The 15,827-nt window shown below is 69.7% G+C and carries 17 protein-coding genes; all 17 read right to left on the bottom strand.

All coding sequences use genetic code 11. The annotated features are described in order from the left end of the window. The 17 genes from fliD to PMI02_RS13740 are packed head-to-tail and all read right to left on the bottom strand — an operon-like array spanning position 1 to position 15,529. Positions 1–1,416: a flagellar filament capping protein FliD gene (fliD, locus tag PMI02_RS13820; protein WP_007683685.1), complete on the bottom strand. Its 1,416-nt coding sequence runs from the start codon at positions 1,414–1,416 to the stop codon at positions 1–3. A gap of 46 nt (positions 1,417–1,462) precedes the next feature. Next, the gene (locus PMI02_RS13815) at positions 1,463–2,602 is read right to left on the bottom strand and encodes a flagellar biosynthesis protein FlhB (protein WP_007683683.1); all 1,140 of its coding nucleotides are present in this window, start codon (positions 2,600–2,602) and stop codon (positions 1,463–1,465) included. Continuing rightward, positions 2,599–3,372: a flagellar biosynthetic protein FliR gene (gene fliR / locus PMI02_RS13810; protein ID WP_007683681.1), complete on the bottom strand. Its 774-nt coding sequence runs from the start codon at positions 3,370–3,372 to the stop codon at positions 2,599–2,601. Before fliR ends, PMI02_RS13815 begins: the two co-directional genes overlap by 4 nt. 5 nt (positions 3,373–3,377) lie before the next feature. Further along, a complete protein-coding gene (gene fliQ, locus PMI02_RS13805; RefSeq protein ID WP_007683679.1) occupies positions 3,378–3,668 on the bottom strand; it encodes a flagellar biosynthesis protein FliQ in 291 nt (96 codons plus the stop codon). Positions 3,669–3,672: 4 nt separating this feature from the next. Then, positions 3,673–4,452, bottom strand: coding sequence for a flagellar type III secretion system pore protein FliP (gene fliP / locus PMI02_RS13800; protein ID WP_007683677.1), 780 nt, complete (start codon positions 4,450–4,452; stop codon positions 3,673–3,675). Next, the gene (locus PMI02_RS13795; RefSeq protein ID WP_007683675.1) at positions 4,449–4,727 is read right to left on the bottom strand and encodes a flagellar biosynthetic protein FliO; all 279 of its coding nucleotides are present in this window, start codon (positions 4,725–4,727) and stop codon (positions 4,449–4,451) included. Before PMI02_RS13795 ends, fliP begins: the two co-directional genes overlap by 4 nt. A gap of 6 nt (positions 4,728–4,733) precedes the next feature. Then, positions 4,734–5,045, bottom strand: coding sequence for a flagellar motor switch protein FliN (gene fliN, locus PMI02_RS13790; RefSeq protein ID WP_007683673.1), 312 nt, complete (start codon positions 5,043–5,045; stop codon positions 4,734–4,736). 18 nt (positions 5,046–5,063) lie between these two features. Continuing rightward, positions 5,064–5,945 (bottom strand): FliM/FliN family flagellar motor switch protein, encoded by an 882-nt coding sequence (locus PMI02_RS13785; RefSeq protein ID WP_007683671.1) that lies wholly within the window; start codon positions 5,943–5,945, stop codon positions 5,064–5,066. Next, on the bottom strand, positions 5,945–6,538 hold the full coding sequence (gene fliL / locus PMI02_RS13780) for a flagellar basal body-associated protein FliL (RefSeq protein WP_007683670.1): 594 nt from the start codon (positions 6,536–6,538) through the stop codon (positions 5,945–5,947). Before fliL ends, PMI02_RS13785 begins: the two co-directional genes overlap by 1 nt. Before the next feature lie 38 nt (positions 6,539–6,576). Beyond that, positions 6,577–8,649, bottom strand: coding sequence for a hypothetical protein (locus PMI02_RS13775; protein ID WP_007683667.1), 2,073 nt, complete (start codon positions 8,647–8,649; stop codon positions 6,577–6,579). A gap of 32 nt (positions 8,650–8,681) precedes the next feature. Next, positions 8,682–9,107: a hypothetical protein gene (locus PMI02_RS13770; protein WP_007683664.1), complete on the bottom strand. Its 426-nt coding sequence runs from the start codon at positions 9,105–9,107 to the stop codon at positions 8,682–8,684. Continuing rightward, positions 9,104–10,435: a FliI/YscN family ATPase gene (locus tag PMI02_RS13765; protein WP_007683662.1), complete on the bottom strand. Its 1,332-nt coding sequence runs from the start codon at positions 10,433–10,435 to the stop codon at positions 9,104–9,106. The genes PMI02_RS13770 and PMI02_RS13765 overlap by 4 nt, the downstream gene beginning before the upstream one ends. A 47-nt stretch (positions 10,436–10,482) precedes the next feature. Continuing rightward, positions 10,483–11,136 (bottom strand): FliH/SctL family protein, encoded by a 654-nt coding sequence (locus tag PMI02_RS13760; protein ID WP_007683660.1) that lies wholly within the window; start codon positions 11,134–11,136, stop codon positions 10,483–10,485. Beyond that, positions 11,129–12,139, bottom strand: a complete 1,011-nt coding sequence (fliG, locus tag PMI02_RS13755; protein WP_007683658.1) for a flagellar motor switch protein FliG — start codon at positions 12,137–12,139, stop codon at positions 11,129–11,131. The genes PMI02_RS13760 and fliG overlap by 8 nt, the downstream gene beginning before the upstream one ends. 3 nt (positions 12,140–12,142) lie before the next feature. Beyond that, positions 12,143–13,837, bottom strand: coding sequence for a flagellar basal-body MS-ring/collar protein FliF (fliF, locus tag PMI02_RS13750; protein ID WP_007683656.1), 1,695 nt, complete (start codon positions 13,835–13,837; stop codon positions 12,143–12,145). A gap of 4 nt (positions 13,838–13,841) precedes the next feature. Continuing rightward, entirely contained in the window at positions 13,842–14,222 is a 381-nt protein-coding gene (gene fliE / locus PMI02_RS13745) for a flagellar hook-basal body complex protein FliE (protein WP_007683655.1), read from the bottom strand. After that, a complete protein-coding gene (locus PMI02_RS13740) occupies positions 14,219–15,529 on the bottom strand; it encodes a sigma-54-dependent Fis family transcriptional regulator (RefSeq protein WP_007683653.1) in 1,311 nt (436 codons plus the stop codon). Before PMI02_RS13740 ends, fliE begins: the two co-directional genes overlap by 4 nt. Positions 15,530–15,827 lie beyond the last annotated feature (298 nt).

Below are 15,827 nucleotides of genomic sequence, written 5' to 3'. Positions count from 1 at the left end.
TCAGCTGCTCTTGTTCCACTGGGCGATCTGGTTCGTCAGCATCGAGAGCGTCGACTTCGACGCGCCGATACGCGTTTCCGACGCGGTGAACTGCGAGACGAGGCGGGCGCGCAGCTTTTCCTGTTGCTCGGCCAGCGTGCTCTTCTCGCTGGAAATGCTCGTCTTGTTCTTGGTGTAGCTGGCAAGCGAACTGCCGAGCGAATAGGCGTCGCTGGTGGAGACGGCGGCGCGGTAGATGCGGTCCACCGTGCCGTAGACGCCGTTGACGCCGTTGGTGAACATCGCCGTCACGCCCTGCGGGTCCGATGTCATCGTCGCCGACAGCCTGTCGGTGTCGAGCGCGAAAGTGCCGTCGCGCTGGGTCTTCAGGCCCAGGTCGGCAAGCGTTTTCGCAGCGCCCGTGGCGCTGGGCATGATGATGGTCGAGCCGAGCGAGGACAGCGAACGCTTGAGCGCGCGAGCACCTGCATCGTTGGCGAGGTCGCCGCCGATGGTGGTGGCATTGTTCAGCGCGCCGACGACTTCGTTGAGCGCGTCGACGAAATCCTGCATCGAACTGGCGATCGCCCTCGTCGGGTCCGAGAAGGCGACCGTGGTCGGGGCGGCGGTGTTCATGCCCGAAAGCTGCAGCTTCACGCCGGGGATCGCGTCGGTGACGGTGTTCGACTTTGCGGTCATGGCGAGGCCGTCGACCTTGAAGGCGGCGTCGCCGGCAGCGGAAAGCAGCTTGCCGCTGGTCGAGGCGGGGTTCCAGGCGAGGGTCGAGAGGGTCGGGTCGCCCGCTTCCAGAACGAAGCCGTTTGCCGCGCCCTCGGCGCCCTTCAGCACCAGCTGCGCCCCGTCCACGGTGTTGGTGACGTAAGCACTGACCCCGGCATTGGCGCCGTTGATGGCGGTCGCGATGTCGGCCAGGGTGGCGCCCTGGGGGATCGTGATGTCGACGGCGGCGTGGCCGGTATCCTGGGCAAAGCTGCTGCCCGAGACGGTGCCGAACTTCAGCGTCAGGGTGCCCGAGCCGACCGGGCTGCTGGTCGCCGCGAAAGGAGCGCTCGCCAGCTGCTGGCCGCCCGCGAGCTTGGTGACTTCGAGCGAATAGCTGCCGGTGGGCTGGCTGCTGCCCGACAGCGTGGCATTGGCGACGCCGCCGTTGCCGATCGTCGGCGTGCGGGCGAGGTTGCCCGATCGGACCAGCGAACCGAGCGAGGTGTCCAGCCCGAGCATCAGCGACTTGATGTTGGAAGCAGCCGAAATCTGTGCATCGAGCTTGTCGGACCTGGCCGCGAGCCGGTCGTTGCGCGAGGAGAACTGCGCCGTCGCCAGGTTGTTGGCGAGCGCCGTCATGTCCACGCCGCTGCCCCCGCCGAGCGCGGTTGCGAGCGAGGACGTGGTCGTCACGGAGGTGGTGCTGCTTACCATGGTTCCTAAAACGTCATCGGGAGGGCGGGGTTAAGGGAGCGAAGGATCAGGAGACCGATTTCGGATCGAGGTGGCCGTCCGCGTCGAAGCGCAGCGTCACCGGCACGGAAACCTGCGGCGGCGCGCGCTTTTCGCCGCGCTTCAGGGCGAGCACGAAGGCGAGGAGGGCGGCGACGGCGACGTAATGCTCCTCGCGGATCACCTGCTGTTCGCGGGTGGTGTAGAACACGGAGCGGGCGAGTGCGGGATACTCGAGCACCGGCAGCGCGGCCTCCGCGGCAAGCTGACGCATGGCGAGCGCCTTATCGCCGCGGCCCTTGGCGACGACGATCGGGGCGCCGGCCTTGCTGGGATCGTAGGCGAGCGCGACGGCGAAGTGGATCGGATTGGTGACCACGAACTGCGCCTGCTTCATCGCCGGGACCAGCCCGCCCATGGCGATCTTGCGCTGGCGGTCCTTGATCATCGCCTTCTTCTCGGGCGCGCCTTCGCTTTCCTTGGACTCGTCGCGCACGTCCTGCAGCGTCATGCGCAGGCGCATCATGCGGCGCACGATCTGGATCGGGAGGTCGAACAGCGCGATCAGCAGCAGGCCGCCCGAAAGCCAGAACATGAGCAGGACGATCGTGCTCCAGGCCCAGGAGAGCTGGCCCATCACATCGCCGCGCCCCAGCCGCGCGAAGGCGTCGATGCGCCCGTCCGCCCAGGTCCAGGCGATGACCCCGAGCAGGCCGACCTTGGCGAGGCCCTTGACCATCTCGATCCAGCCCGAGGGTCCGAACACGCGCTTGAGCCCGGACATCGGGTTGATGCGCGAGCCTTTGAGGGCGAGGTTGCCGCCGACCCAGCGCCCGTCGCCGAAGCCGAGCTGCGCAATCAGCGACACCGCCATGACTGCGCAGCCCAGCACCGCGATCGGCGGCAGTCCGGCGACGAGTGCGTCGATCAGCATGTCGCCGGGGCTGAAGTCGTCGAGCGAGGCGCGATCGAACGAGAGGCCCTTGCGCAGCGTCCGCTCCGACAGGTCGAGCACCCACGGCCCCGCCAGCAGCAGCCATGCCCCGCCGATAGCCATCGAGGCAGCGATCGCCAGTTCGCGCGGGCGGATGACGTCGCCGCGCTGCGCCGCGTCGCGCTTGCGCTTCTCGCTGGGCGCGAAACTCTTCTCGCCTTCCTGCTCGCTCATCGCGCCAGCACCTCGGCGACATGGGCCAGCGCTTCCTCGGACAGGCGCGAGACCATGTCCGTCAGCACCGGCGCCGCAATCATCAGCGCCGCGATCCCGCCCAGCACGCCCGCAGGCATGCCCAGCGAGAACAGGTTGAGGGCAGGCGCCGAGCGGCTCAGCACGCCGGTCACCAGCTGCACCACCAGCAGCACCAGCGTGACGGGCAGCGCGATGGCGACGGCGGTCAGCAGCATCTGCGAGGCGAAGCCGGCGACGAGGGCGAAGCGCTCCGGCCCCAGCCAAGTCTGGCCGGGCGGGAACACCTCGTAGGAGCGCACCACCAGCGCGAACCACTGCAGGTGCGCGCCCAGCGCCAGGAACACAACCGTCAGCACGACCATGAAATACTGGCCGATGGCGGGCGACTGCGTACCGCCGACCGGGTCGATCGCGACGGCCATGTTCATGCCCATGCCGCCGCCGATGATCTCGGCCGCGATCACCGGCGCGGCGAACGACAGTTGCAGAACGAAGCCCAGCGTCAGGCCGACGAGCACTTCGCCCAGCACCATCAGGATGCCCGGCGCGGAGAATATCGCGGCGGGCGCCGCCACCGGCGTCCACGCGCAGACGAGGACCGCCACCGCACCGGCCACCATGACGCGCGCCTGCGGCGGTACGGTCACCGCGCCGAACAGCGGTGCGGCCACCAGCGCCGCGCCGATCCGCGTCATCACGAAGACCAGCCGCCAGAACTCGGCCTCGAGCGCGCCGAAGCCGAAGTCCATTCCTATCACGGCGAGACCTGTTCCGCCTGCCCGGTCCGGGCGATCTGCGCGAAGATATCCTGCGTGTAGTCGGCGATCAGCGTCATCATCGAGCCGCCCAGCAGCACCAGCACCAGCGCGATCACCGCCAGCTTGGGCACGAAGGTCAGCGTCTGCTCGTTCACCGAAGTCGCCGCCTGGATCACGCCGATGACGAGGCCCACCGCCAGCGAGGCCAGCAGCACGGGCGCGGCGACCAGCGCGGTCACCCACAGCATCCGGTCGGCAAGGGCTAGCAGGGCGGAGATGTCCTCCACGGCGCTACCCGAAGCTCGCCGCGAGCGAGCCCATCAGTAGCGACCACCCGTCCACCATGACGAACAGCAGCAGCTTGAACGGCAGCGAGACCACCATCGGGCTCATCATCATCATGCCCAGGCTCATCAGCACCGACGACACCACGAGGTCGATCACCAGGAACGGCAGGAACAGCATGAAGCCGATCTGGAACGCGGTCTTCAGCTCACTGGTGACGAAAGCGGGCATCAGGATCGAGAACGGCACGTCGGCGGAGGAGGCGAAGCGCGGGGCCTTGGCCATCTGGGCGAACATCATCAGGTCGCGCTCGCGCGTCTGGCGGATCATGAAGGCGTGGAACTCGCGCCCACCGTTCTGGATCGCGGTTTCGGCGTTGATGGTGCCCGCCGAGTAGGGCGCGATGGCGGCGGCGTTCACCCGCTCCAGCGTCGGGGCCATGATGAACATCGAAAGGAACATCGACAGCCCGATCAGCACCTGATTGGGCGGCGACTGTTGCAGCCCGATCGCCTGCCGCAGGATCGAGAGCACCACCAGGATGCGCGTGAAGCTGGTCATCATCAGGATCAGGCTGGGCAGGATCGTCAGCAGCCCCATGATGAGCAGCAACTGCAGCGACATGTTCATGCCCGGCCCGCCGGTCCCGCCGAGCGAGCCGAATGCGCGGTCCAGAGCGCCGGGGATGGCCGTGGGTGCGGGCGCGGCGGCTTGCGCGCGGGCGGAGGCTGATAGGAGAAGAGCGGGGAGGGCAGCCAATACCGCCGCTTTACCTTCCCGCGTCATTCTCCCTCTCCCTGAACCCGCACCCTAGCCGGCGCCTCGGCCAGACGGGCCAGACCCTGCCGCGACACGGAGACGAGGATCTCGCGCCCATGGAACTCGATCACCGCCAGCTTCAGCGTCGGCGAGAGCATGGTCGTCTCGACGATGCGGATCGACTTCGAGCCGGTGCCCACCCCCACCCGCGCCTGAACCGTCCGGGCCAGCTTCAGGCAGCCCCAGACCAGCGCCGCGATAAGCGGCAGCAGCACGAGGAGCTTGAGCACGTACCACAGCATCGCGGCCTACTCCTGCCCGCCGAGGCCGCCATCGGGCAGCCCGAGAGCGTCGCCCGGTGCGGCGGTCTCCTCGATGCCGAGCATCTCGACGATGCGCAGCCCGAAGCGCCCGTTGTGCGAAACGACCTCGCCCTTGGCGATCGGCTTGCCGTTGACCAGCACGTCGAGCAGCTCGTCGGTCATACGGTCCAGCATGACGAGGCTGTCTGGCCCCAGCGCGAGAACGTCCTTGAGCTTCATCTGCGTGCGGCCCAGCTCGACTGACAGGCGCACGTCGACGTCGCGCAGGAAATCCAGGCCGCGGGAGTGGATGCTCATCTTTTCCATCTTTCCAAATCAGAACGCATGCTGGAGCTGGACCGCGACCCGGTCCTCGACTTCGCCGACGGTGCCGGTGGCGATCGTCCGCCCGTCGACCCGCAGCGGCACCGAGCGCGCCACTGTCACCGGCAGCACGTCCCCCGGGCGCAGCGCCGAGAGGCGCGAGAACGGCAGGCTCATGTCGACGAGCACGGCGGTCACCTCCAGCGGCATCGAGGCGAAGGGCTCCTCGCCGGGGCCGGGGCGAGGGGTACGAACGGCCACCCGGCGCTGGCGACGCGGCACCACGAGCGCGGCGGCGAGCGTCGACAGCGGGAAGGCGAGTGCCAGCGACCAGGGCTGTGTGCCGGCTTCCTCGATCTCCAGCACGATCCGCAGCAGCGGCTCGGCGGGCGCGAAGGGGGCGAGTTGGGGCAGGTCGGTGTCGCGGCGCAGCGGGCTGACCCTATGCGTCGCGTCGCCGCCCAGCCCGGCGCTGAGCGCGGCGGCGATCGCGTCCTCGATGCGGGCGAGCAGCAGTTCGGCGGAGAGCGGGAAGGCGCTGGGCATCGGGTCCGGCACCACGCCGCGCCCGCCGAACGCGCGGTCGAGCAGGCGCAGCACCGGCGCCGCCTCGAACGTCGCGAGCAACGGCATGCGCCGTGGGCCTAGACCCATAAGGCTATGCGCGGTGAGGGAGACATCCTCGCCAGCAATGCTGTCCAGCGTGCCCTCCGCGGGGATGCCGATGCGCACCACGGGGGCATCACCGCCGGTCAGGCGGCCGAGTCCTGCGGGCAGCGTGCGCGCCAGCTTCTCGCCGAGTTTCGCCAGCGGGCGCACCATGTCGCCGATCGAGGGACCGGCGCCGAGCAGTTCGGCGCAGTGTAGCGCCGGGGGGGAGGTTTCCGGCGCCATTACTGGATGATGAAATTGCGGAAGTAGACGGCATCGACGCCGCCGAAGCCTTCCTTCTGGATCAGGACCTGGTTGATCGCGGCGGTCATCCGCTTGTTCAGGCGCTCCTTGCCGTCGAGGCTGGTGACGTCGTCCTCGGGCGTGTCGGCAAGAATTTCCAGCAGGCGCGAACGGATCGCCAACTCGTGCTTGGCAAGCCACTGCAGCACGCGCCCGTCGCGCCGGGTGGAGCAGGCGATGCTGGCCTGGACCATGGCGTCGGAGTCCTTGAGGTTGGAGGTGAAGTCTTCGGTGAAGGTGAAGTAGGCGGTGCGATATTCGTCGCCGCCTTCGCCCTCGACTTCGGCGCCGCCACCTTCGCCCTCGCCTTCCTTCGCGGGGGGCGCATAGGGGTCTTCCTCGCCCTTGCGGACGAGCTGGGGGCCTTCCTCCTTCTTCTTTTCCTCGGCGTGGCCGCCGCCGATCACGCCCGCAGCCACGAGCCCGAAGGCAGCGCCGCCGCCGACCACGAGCATCCCCACAGCGACGAGGATCAGCCCCATCTTGCCCTTTTTCTTCGGTTTGTCGGCATCGCCGGCAGGTTTGTCACTCATTCACGCATTTCCCTGTTCCATGCCCCGGTTCCGCTGCATCAGGCGTAGACGCCGCCGCCCGAACGCTGCTCGGCTCGGCCATGGGCGGGCGAACCCGGCTGCTGCTGATTCTGCTGGCGCATGAAGCTGCCCCCCTCGCGCCGCGGCTGCTGGCCGGAAGCATCGGCGCGGGCCTGCGGGCCTTGGCCCGCGGTATTTGTGTTCGTCTGCGGGCCGGTCTGAGCCTGGCTCTGGGCGTTGTTCTGCTGGGCCGCCGATCCGTCGTGGCGGGGCTGCTCGCTGCCAGCCGAGGCATTGCTCGCCATTGCGGCAGCGGCCGCCTGCACGGCGCCGGTAAACTCGGGATCGCGGCTCGCCATCGTCACCGAAAGGCCGCCGTCCGAGTGATCCAGCTGCATCGAGACGCGGCCGAACTCGCCGTGCGCCATGGCAGTGCGCACGACATTGGGGGACGCCGCCTCGCGCGCCTCGGCAAGGCGGGAGACGAGGGTATCGAAGTCGTGCGGCGTCTCGGCCAGGGCGGGCGCCGGCGCGCTCGACCCGCCGGGAGCGGGGGTTGCGGTCGGCATCGGCGCATCGGCGAGGATCGGCTGTGCGTCGGGCTGCGCAAGTGATTGCTGCGCGACCGGCGTGATCTCCGCTTCCACGGTCGTCGCTGGCCGGCCGTCATCCTGCGTCGGCGCTGGGCCAGCGGGCCTGGTGGCAGCGTCCGCGTGTGGTTGGGCGAAGTCCGCCTGATCGACGGCGCCGCGCGTGATCGGGCCAGGCACCGCTGGAGCGGCTGGTGCCTGCTGCGACGCAGGCGCGGCACCATCGTTTTCGGGGGCGCGCGTCGGGGCCTGTTGGACGGTCGGCTGTTCGGTGGTTGCAACAGAAGGCGTCGCAGCCGGACGGGCAGGGGGCGCAGCCGAGGTAGGCAGCGAGGCTTCTGCGGGCGGCATTGCCGCCGGCGTGTTCACCGAAGGCGCAGTCATCGCAGGAGCATGCGTGTCGACCGCGTTCCGCACGGGTGCCGGCGGCACGGCTTTCGTGGCATCAGGCGGCACGTTGGAGGCTGCCGGGAGCGCAGCGGCTAGCAGCGCCGGGGATTCGGATGCGTCGGCGGCCACGATTTCGATCGGCTCCAGCTTGACCGCACGGGCCTGCGCAAGCGTGGCGTCCTTGGCCAGCACGGGGTGGGATGCCTCGGTTTTGAGCGGCGCTATGGCTGCCGTGCGCGGCGCGGTCGAGGGCGCGGCCCTTGAGGGGGCCGAAGGCATGGGAGCAGCGGCCAAGGCCCGGGTCCGCTCGGCAGGCATGGCCTGAGGCGTCATAGGCAAGGGCACCGATGAGTCCTGCACGGCGACGGCCATCGCGGGAACAACGGCAACGACAGCGGCCGACATCTGGCCGACGACCTCAGACTCGATCGGCTCCGCCTCGGCGATGGTCGCCTCGGGCTCGCGGCGAAGCGGGAGGCCGGGGGACGGCAAGATCTTGCCGGTCGCTTTGCCGGCCTTGCCGTCGATGGGCAGCGGCTCATCGGTGAGTGCGACGGTTGCCATAGGCAAGGCGGTGGTGGCGGGCTCGGATTTGGGAGCCGAGGTCGGCAGCGTTGTCGGGATACCCGGCAAGGGCTTGGGCACCGCGTGCTGCGTCGGCGAGGCAATCGCCGTTACGGTGCCCTCCGCCAGGGTCGGCGGTACAAGCACAGCGGCCATTGCGACCTGTGACGTGGCGGGAAGTGCCGGTCCGTCCGACTTTGCGGCCGCGCCCGCAGGCAAGGGAACGGGGCTCCGCACGATCTGTGCGACAACGCTCAGGCCGCCAGGAACAGTGCTTTCCAAAGGGCGCGGTACTGCGGCTCCGGCCTGCAGTGCAAGCGCGGCGAGGCCCTGCTGTGCGCCCTTCACGGCGTCGCCCAAGGTCGTCGGTTCCGGCGGTTCCGCAGGCTGCGTCGGCGGAGCCGCATCGCCCATGACTGCGCCGACTTTCACTACAACCGTGGTCTGCGTAAGGCCCATCAGCGCTGCAAAGTCGGCACCCGACGTGCCCGGCACGGCGCTGGACGCAGGCATGCCGAGGGTCTGAAGGGCGCTGGCACTGAGCGTCGGGGCGTTGGTCTGAATCATGCGGGGCCTGTCCTCGTTGGCGTCAGCGACTTCTATTCAAGTTCCGTGCCATTCGTCCGGCGACTTGTCAGGACGGGGGGCTGGCCCTTGCTGGCGATGCGGCGGGCCTGGAGATCGGCGCGGTCCTCGATGGCGGCGCGGCGGCGTTCGGCCTCGACCAGGGCCTGCTGCTTGGCGTCGGCGATCGACTGGGCGCGCAGGGCGTCGCCGTCGGTGGTGCGAGTGAGGGCCTGCAGGCCGCCGACGAAGCGGCTGACGTGGTGCAGGGCCGCCCCGTCGCTGGCGTCGCGCCGGGCGGCATAGCCGCTGGCGAGGCCTCTTGTGCGGTCCGAGAGCATCTTCAGCTGGGCGAGGGTACTTTCGGCCTGCGCCGCCTCGGTCGCCGCGGTCTGCTTGGCGATGGCGCGCAGTTTTTCCAGGCGATTCAGCCGGTTGAGCTTCTTCTTGTCGGCGCTCATCCGAGCAGTCCCGCCAGCTGCGCGGCGCTGGTTTCAAGGTTCACGACCTCGCCCTGAGCCTGACATAGAAAGCCCGTAAGTGCACCTTGCATGGCGATGGCCCGGTCGAGCTGCGGGTCGGCGCCGGTGCGGTAGGCGCCCATCAGCACCAGATCTCGGTTGGCCTCGTAGCTGGCGGTGAGCGCGCGGAAGCTGCGGGCGGATTGTTGATGCGCGGGCGGCACGATGTCGTTCATCACGCGGCTGAGCGAGGCGGCGATGTCGATCGCCGGGTACTGGCCGCGCTGGGCGAGTTCGCGTGACAGGACGATGTGGCCGTCGAGGATCGAGCGGGCGGTGTCGACCACCGGGTCGTCCTGGTTGTCGCCGTCCGCGAGCACCGTGTAAAGGCCGGTGATCGAACCGCCGCTTGCCGCCGAATTGCCTGCGCGCTCGACCAGCTTGGTGATCGTGGCGAGGGCGGAAGGCGGATAGCCGCGCGCCGCGCCGGGCTCGCCCAGCAGCAGCCCGATCTCGCGCCCGGCGTGAGCGACGCGGGTGAGGCTGTCGAGGATCAGCAGCACGCGGCGACCCTCGGCGCGGAAATGCTCGGCCATCGACGTGGCGAGCATGGCGCCGCGCAGGCGCAGGTTCGGGGCGTGGTCGGCGGGGACGGCGACGATGACGGTCTTGTGCCGCTTGGCGTCGTGCATGTGGCGCTCGACGAAGTCCGAGACCTCGCGGGCGCGCTCGCCGATCAGGCCGACGATGATGATCTCCGCGCTGGCGCCGTGGGCGATCATGTCGATCAGCACCGACTTGCCGACGCCCGAGCCCGCCATCACGCCGATGCGCTGGCCGACGCCGAAGGTGGTCATCGCGTTGAGCGCACGCACACCGGTGTCGAACGGCAGACGCACCGGGCTGCGGTCGAGCGCGGACGTGCGCACGCCGCCGGCGGGCCATTCGAGCCGGGTGTGGATGGGCAGGCCGCCGTCGATCGGCAGTCCCTCGCCGTCGACCGCGCGGCCGAGGAACGCCTCGCCCACCGGGAGCATGCCGGGGTGACCTTCGGGCACCACGCGCGCGCCGGGGCGCAGCAGGATCGTATCGCCCAGGAGCATCATCATCGTGCGGCCGTTGCGAAAACCGATGACTTCGGCGGGGAAAGTCTTTCCCCGACCGCCCGCGACCCGGCACATCGCTCCGACCGGCACCGACAACCCGCTGACTTCCAGCAATCCGCCGTCGCAGGCGGTAACGGTGCCGAACCGTCGCGGCGCGAGGTCGAGCGGGGCGGCGGCGAAGTCGGCGAGGATCGAGGCGGCGGGGTCTCGGGAATGGGTCATCGTTCCAGCCTCTGCGAATCCGTCTCAGGTCGTCTCCGTGCGATCGTTCACCCTTGGTGCAGCGCTTCGGCGATCGCCATGCGCCAGCTTCCGGGGCCGTCCTCGACCCCGCCCATCGTGCCTTCGACGCGCACGGTGCCGCGTTCGAGCTTCGGATCGGGCACCACCTGCCACTCGGCGGACAGGCGATCCGAGACCAGCTCGATGTCCGCCGGATGCAGGCGCACCACGCGCTCGTCGTCGGCACGGGCGAGCATGCCGACAGCGCGTTCGATGCGGCGGGCAAGCGCGGCTTCGTCGATCGCGAGCGGAGCCAGCGCGGCCTCGCACAGCGCGGCGACGGTGTCGCGCAGGCGCAGGCGCAGGTCTTCCTCCATCACCGCGTCGAGGCGGGCGAATGAGAGCGCCAGTGCCTCGCGCGCGGCATCGGTGGCGGCGGCGCGGGCCTGCGCTTCCTCGCTCGCCTGGACATGGCCTTCCGCGTAACCGCGCGCATAGGCATCGGCGACGGGGTCATGCATGTCGGGCTCGGCGATGGCGAGTTCGCGGTGCGAGGGCGGCAGGCCGGGAGCGCCGCCGAAGCGCGCGCTGGGGCGGAAGCCGGCGGGCTGGCCCAGCGCCTCCACCAGCGAAACGCGGGGGCGCACGGTGCTGGTATGCAGTGCCGTCGTCTGCGCGAGGGTGAAGCCGAGGTCAGACATAGTCGTCGTCCCCGCCCGCGCCGAACGCGATGGTGCCATCGGCGGCGAGCTTGCGTGCGACCGCCACGACTTCCTTCTGCGCGGTCACCACGTCCGCGAGCTTGACCCGGCCGCGCGCGGCGATCTCGTCGCGCACACCGTCGGCGGCGCGGCTCGACATGGCGCGGAAGAACACCTCGCGCTCCTCCTCGGAGATGCCCTTGAGCGCGTCGATGAGCGTCTCGTTGGCGACGTCGCGCAGCAGCGCGCCCATCGATTGCGGGTCCAGCACGAAGAGGTGTTCGAACTTGAACATCTCCTCCTCGATCTGGCGCGCCAGCACTTTGTCGCGTTTTGTGAGCGCGCCCATGACGTGCTTCTCGACGACCTTGCCGACGCCGTTGATGATCTCGGCCGCCTCGCGCGCGCCGCCCATCTGGAGCGGGCGCTGGCCGTGGCTTTCGGTGATCCGGCGCGAGAGCAGTTCCTCCAGCATCTCGATCGCCTGCGGGGCGACGGGGCCGAGCGTGGCGATGCGATGGACGATCTCGGGCTGGACCTGCGGCGGCAGCGCATGGAGCACGGCGGCGGCGACTTCGGGGTCGAGCTGGATCAGCAGCACGGCGATGGCCTGCGGATGCTCGCCCTTGACCAGCGGGGCGAGCGCGTCCGGCGTCAGCCAGCGCGCCAGTTCCAGCGGCGATGTCTGCGGGGCGGCGGGGGCGATGCGGCGCATGACGTTCTCGGCCTTCACTTCGCCCACCGCGCGGCTCATCATCGCGTGGACCTGACCCACGCGGTCGTGCGCGACGAGGCCCATGCGCTCGGTCTTGGCGACGAAGCCGGCGATGGCCTCGGCGATCACGTCCGGCCCGATCTCGCCCAGCGCGACCATCTTCTCGCCCAGCAGGCGCAGTTCCTGCGGGTCGAGCGCGGCGAGGATCTCGGCGGTCTGGTCCTCGGCCAGAAGCATCATCATGACCGCGGCGCTGTCCGCTGGCTGCATCGGCATAAGCTGCGTCATTTCTCAGGCGGCCTTGGTCTGGGCCTCGGGGGCCGGTTCGGCGAGCATCTGGCGAAGGACGTGGACCGCGCTCTCGGGCTTTTCGGCGACGATGCGCTGGGCCAGGCCAAGCTGGCGGGCGAGCAGGTCGGCGCGGCTCACTTCGACCGCGACGCCATCGGTGCCGGGGATGGCGGTGAGCGTGTTGTGCGCGGTCTGGGCGGGCGCCTGGTCGGTGGTATCGGCGGCTTCGCCCTTCCTGCCCTTCTTCGCCTTGGACGGCTTGTCGCCGCGCATGGCCTTGATGACCGGGCGCACGCCCAGCAGCAGGACCAAGAGCACCGCGAGCACCGCCGCTCCATTGCGTACGACCATGGCGAACCATGGCGTCTCGTAGAACGGCGTGGCCTCGACCGTGACAGGCTCGAAGCTGCGGGTGACGATCTTGACCACGTCGCCGCGTTGCGGGTTGGCGCCGACGGCGGCGCTGACCAGCGCCTCGAGGTCGGCGAGGTCCTTGGCCTTGGCGCCCTTCATGGCGTCGGCGCTGATGGCGACGGCTACGGTCAGGCGCTTGATCCCGCCGGGGCCGGTTTCGGAAACCGAGACCTGACGGCCCAGCTCGTAAGTCTTGCTGGTCGAGCTTTCGCCGTTGGTTGGCGCCGGCGCTGCACCGGGAGCCGCGGGAGCGGTGCCCTGCGGCGGGCCGGCAGTGGCCTGCGTCGCGGGCGGCGGGGTGTTCGAGAGCACGCCGGGCACGCCCCCGGCCTGCGGCGGGCCCGAGGTCTGCGACTGCTGCAGCTGTTCGGAGCGCACGACGCCGTCCTTGTCGTAGCTTTCGCGCGCGGCGGTGACCTGGTCCATGTCCAGCTGGACCTGCGTTTCGGTGGTGAACTTGCCGTCGCCCAGCATGGGGGTCAGGAGCTGCGCCACCTGCTCGCGCAACTTGGCCTCGAGGCGCGCCTGCATGTCGAGGCGGTCGTTGTCGGCGCCCTGGCCCTCGGACAGCAGGCGGCCGTGCTGGTCGACGACGCGCACGGCGTCGGGCGAAAGGCCCGGCACCGAAGCGGCGACGAGGTTGAGGATCGCCGAGACCTGCCCGTCGCTGAGCTGGCGGCCGGACTTGAGGCGCACCATGACCGAGGCGGTGGGCGCGAGGTTGTCGCGCACGAAGACCGACTTCTCGCCCTCGGCAAGATGGACGCGCACGGAGTCCACGCCGTCGATCTGGCCGATCGTCAGCTGCAGGTCGTGCTCGCGGGCGGAGCGCATGCGCTCGCCCTCCAGCGTGCGGCTGGCGCCCATCGGCAGCTTGTCGAGCATCTGGTCGCCGGTCTCGGGCGTCGCGAGCGCGCCGTCCGAGGCGACGAGCATGCGGGCCTTGTAGAAATCGCCCTCTCCAACGGTGAGCGCGCCGGTCTGGTTGTCGATCGCGTACGTGATCTGGGCCGCGTCGAGTGCTTCGGCGACGCCCGCGCGCTCGCTGTCGTCGAGCTGGGCGTAGAGCACGCGCTGGGGCGAGGGGGCCATCATGCTCCAGGTCAGCGCGGCACCGCCGATCGCGGAGAGGCCGATGAAGATCGGCAGCATCTTCTTCACCGCCGGCTGCGCGGTGAACGAGGAGAGGCGCGTCAGGACGCTGCCGCCCGAAGCATCGGCGAGGCCGGAGAACATCGAGGCGGGGGCGGGAAGGCCCGAGGCGGGAGCAAGGTCGGTCATCTAGTCAGACTCCCATCCGCATGATGTCCTGGTAGGCGGACAGCAGCTTGTTGCGCACCTGCAGGGTGGCTTCGAAGGCGACGCCGGCCTCCTGGCGGGCGAGCATGACCTTGGCGACGTCGGTGACCTCGCCCTTCTCGTAGGCAACCGAGAGGTCCTCGGAGCGCTGCTGGACCGCGTTGACGCTGCCCAGCGCGTCCTGCAGCGCCGAGGTGAAGCCGTTCGCCGGGCCCCGGTTCTGCGTGACGCCGTTGTTCTGGCTGGCCGCCTGCGCGGTGTGGATCTCGCGCAGGAGATCGTTGCGCGAGATGATCTGCTGGCGCAGCTGCAGGATCTGCTGGATGCCGCCGCCGCCCATGCCGCCGATACCGGGAAGGCTGCTCATCGGCCGCCTCCGATCGCGGTACGGCCGACTTCGATGCCGGCCTCACGCATCGAGGCGAGGCGGTAGCGCAGGGTGCGTTCCGAGATGCCGAGTTCGCGGGCGGCGCGCAGGCGGTTGCCGCCGCAGGCTTCGAGCGTTTCCATGATGGCGCGGGCTTCCGAATGCTGGACGATGCTCGACAGCTTGCGGTCGCTGTCCATCGCGTCGACCGGTGCGGGGTGGACGAGTCTCATCTCGAGCCCGCCGATCGGCGCGCTGACGAGGCGGGCGGGGCTGTCGAACACGATATGCTCGGGCGTGATCTGCCTGGCGCCGTGGGCGAGCAGCAGTGCGCGGCGCACCACGTTCTCCAGTTCGCGCACGTTGCCCGGCCACGAATGAAGGCGCAGCATGGCGAGCGCGCCCTCGGTGAAGCTGGGCAAGGAGGCGGTGCTGCCCGCGATGCCGGCGGCGTGGCGCAGCGCCATCGCGAAGGCGAGCGGGGCGATGTCGTCCGCCCGTTCGCGCAAGGGACGCAGTTCGAGCGGGAAGACGTTGAGGCGGTAGAACAGGTCGGCGCGGAAGCGGCCCTGGGCGACTTCGGTCGGCAGGTCGCGGTTGGCGCAGGCGATCACGCGCACATCCACCTTGATCGCACGGGTCGAGCCGATCGGCACCACTTCCTGCTCCTGCAGCGCGCGCAGCAGCTTGGCCTGGAGCGGGAGCGGCAGTTCGGCGATCTCGTCGAGCAGCAGGGTGCCGCCGTCCGCCGCGCGCATGAAGCCTTCGCTCGCCGCCGTCGCGCCGGTGAAGGCGCCCTTCTGGTGGCCGAACAGCATCGCTTCCAGCATCGTCTCGGGCATGGCGGCGCAGTTGACCGCGATGAACGGGCCGTCGCGGCGGGCGGAGCGGGTGTGGATGAAGCGGCTGAGCACTTCCTTGCCGGTGCCGGTCGGGCCGTTGATGAGCACCGGGATGTCGCTGGCGGCAAGACGCTCGGCCAGCGCGAAGACCGACAGGCTCTCGGGATCGGCGGCGATCGGGTCCTCGGGCCCGGCCATCGCGGCGAGCAGCATGGCGAGCGCGGTCTCGCTGACCGGGTCGGCATAGGTCATCGAGGTCAGCGACGCACCTTCGCGCGACAGCACCGGAACCGGTCCGCGCGAGAGGCGCACGCAGCGGGTGCGGGGCCGCAGGGGGCTGCGGTCCGACGTGTCGCGAAAATCGATTGCAGCTACGTCGAAAAGAGAGGCCGCGATCGCGCCGGCGCGCTGGAGCAGCGGGCCATGGAGGCGAGCTGTGTCGTCGTTGATTTCCAGTGCGGCCATAACGCTCAATTCCCTTGGAATTAACCAGTTCCTTGAGGCCGCTTATGCGTGGTTAACGGCAAAAAGAGCGGTAATTTAAGGCCGCGTAGATGCCCCTAATCGGCAAGTTTCTGCAGGTTATCTTCGCGCGCGCGAGGGCGAGGCGGCCCGGTGGGTTTGCGCGGCGGGTGGCTCTGGTCAAGGAACGGGCCGACGCTCTCGGGAGCAGTGGCGGCGGCAGTTTCCGGGCTTTTTCGATCGGTTTGGCGAAGGGACTTAAAGTTCCCGCGCTCCTGCCGGTCTAGTGGCTGGGGGCGGG

The sequence above is a fragment of the Novosphingobium sp. AP12 genome, assembly GCF_000281975.1.
GTDB lineage: Bacteria > Pseudomonadota > Alphaproteobacteria > Sphingomonadales > Sphingomonadaceae > Novosphingobium.
This window is presented reverse-complemented; position numbering and strand designations above follow the sequence as displayed.

Bases quoted from the DNA above. Each gene is read 5' to 3' on its own strand.
- fliN (WP_007683673.1), bottom strand. From the start codon at position 5,045: ATGAGCATCCACTCCCGCGGCCTGGATTTCCTGCGCGACGTCGACGTG.
- PMI02_RS13795 (WP_007683675.1), bottom strand. From the start codon at position 4,727: ATGCTGTGGTACGTGCTCAAGCTCCTCGTGCTGCTGCCGCTTATCGCG.
- PMI02_RS13765 (WP_007683662.1), bottom strand. From the start codon at position 10,435: ATGACCCATTCCCGAGACCCCGCCGCCTCGATCCTCGCCGACTTCGCC.
- fliE (WP_007683655.1), bottom strand. From the start codon at position 14,222: ATGAGCAGCCTTCCCGGTATCGGCGGCATGGGCGGCGGCGGCATCCAG.
- PMI02_RS13770 (WP_007683664.1), bottom strand. From the start codon at position 9,107: ATGAGCGCCGACAAGAAGAAGCTCAACCGGCTGAATCGCCTGGAAAAA.
- PMI02_RS13785 (WP_007683671.1), bottom strand. From the start codon at position 5,945: ATGGCGCCGGAAACCTCCCCCCCGGCGCTACACTGCGCCGAACTGCTC.
- fliG (WP_007683658.1), bottom strand. From the start codon at position 12,139: ATGACGCAGCTTATGCCGATGCAGCCAGCGGACAGCGCCGCGGTCATG.
- PMI02_RS13775 (WP_007683667.1), bottom strand. From the start codon at position 8,649: ATGATTCAGACCAACGCCCCGACGCTCAGTGCCAGCGCCCTTCAGACC.
- fliD (WP_007683685.1), bottom strand. From the start codon at position 1,416: ATGGTAAGCAGCACCACCTCCGTGACGACCACGTCCTCGCTCGCAACC.
- PMI02_RS13740 (WP_007683653.1), bottom strand. From the start codon at position 15,529: ATGGCCGCACTGGAAATCAACGACGACACAGCTCGCCTCCATGGCCCG.
- fliR (WP_007683681.1), bottom strand. From the start codon at position 3,372: ATGGACTTCGGCTTCGGCGCGCTCGAGGCCGAGTTCTGGCGGCTGGTC.
- PMI02_RS13815 (WP_007683683.1), bottom strand. From the start codon at position 2,602: ATGAGCGAGCAGGAAGGCGAGAAGAGTTTCGCGCCCAGCGAGAAGCGC.
- fliF (WP_007683656.1), bottom strand. From the start codon at position 13,837: ATGACCGACCTTGCTCCCGCCTCGGGCCTTCCCGCCCCCGCCTCGATG.
- fliP (WP_007683677.1), bottom strand. From the start codon at position 4,452: ATGACGCGGGAAGGTAAAGCGGCGGTATTGGCTGCCCTCCCCGCTCTT.
- PMI02_RS13760 (WP_007683660.1), bottom strand. From the start codon at position 11,136: ATGTCTGACCTCGGCTTCACCCTCGCGCAGACGACGGCACTGCATACC.
- fliL (WP_007683670.1), bottom strand. From the start codon at position 6,538: ATGAGTGACAAACCTGCCGGCGATGCCGACAAACCGAAGAAAAAGGGC.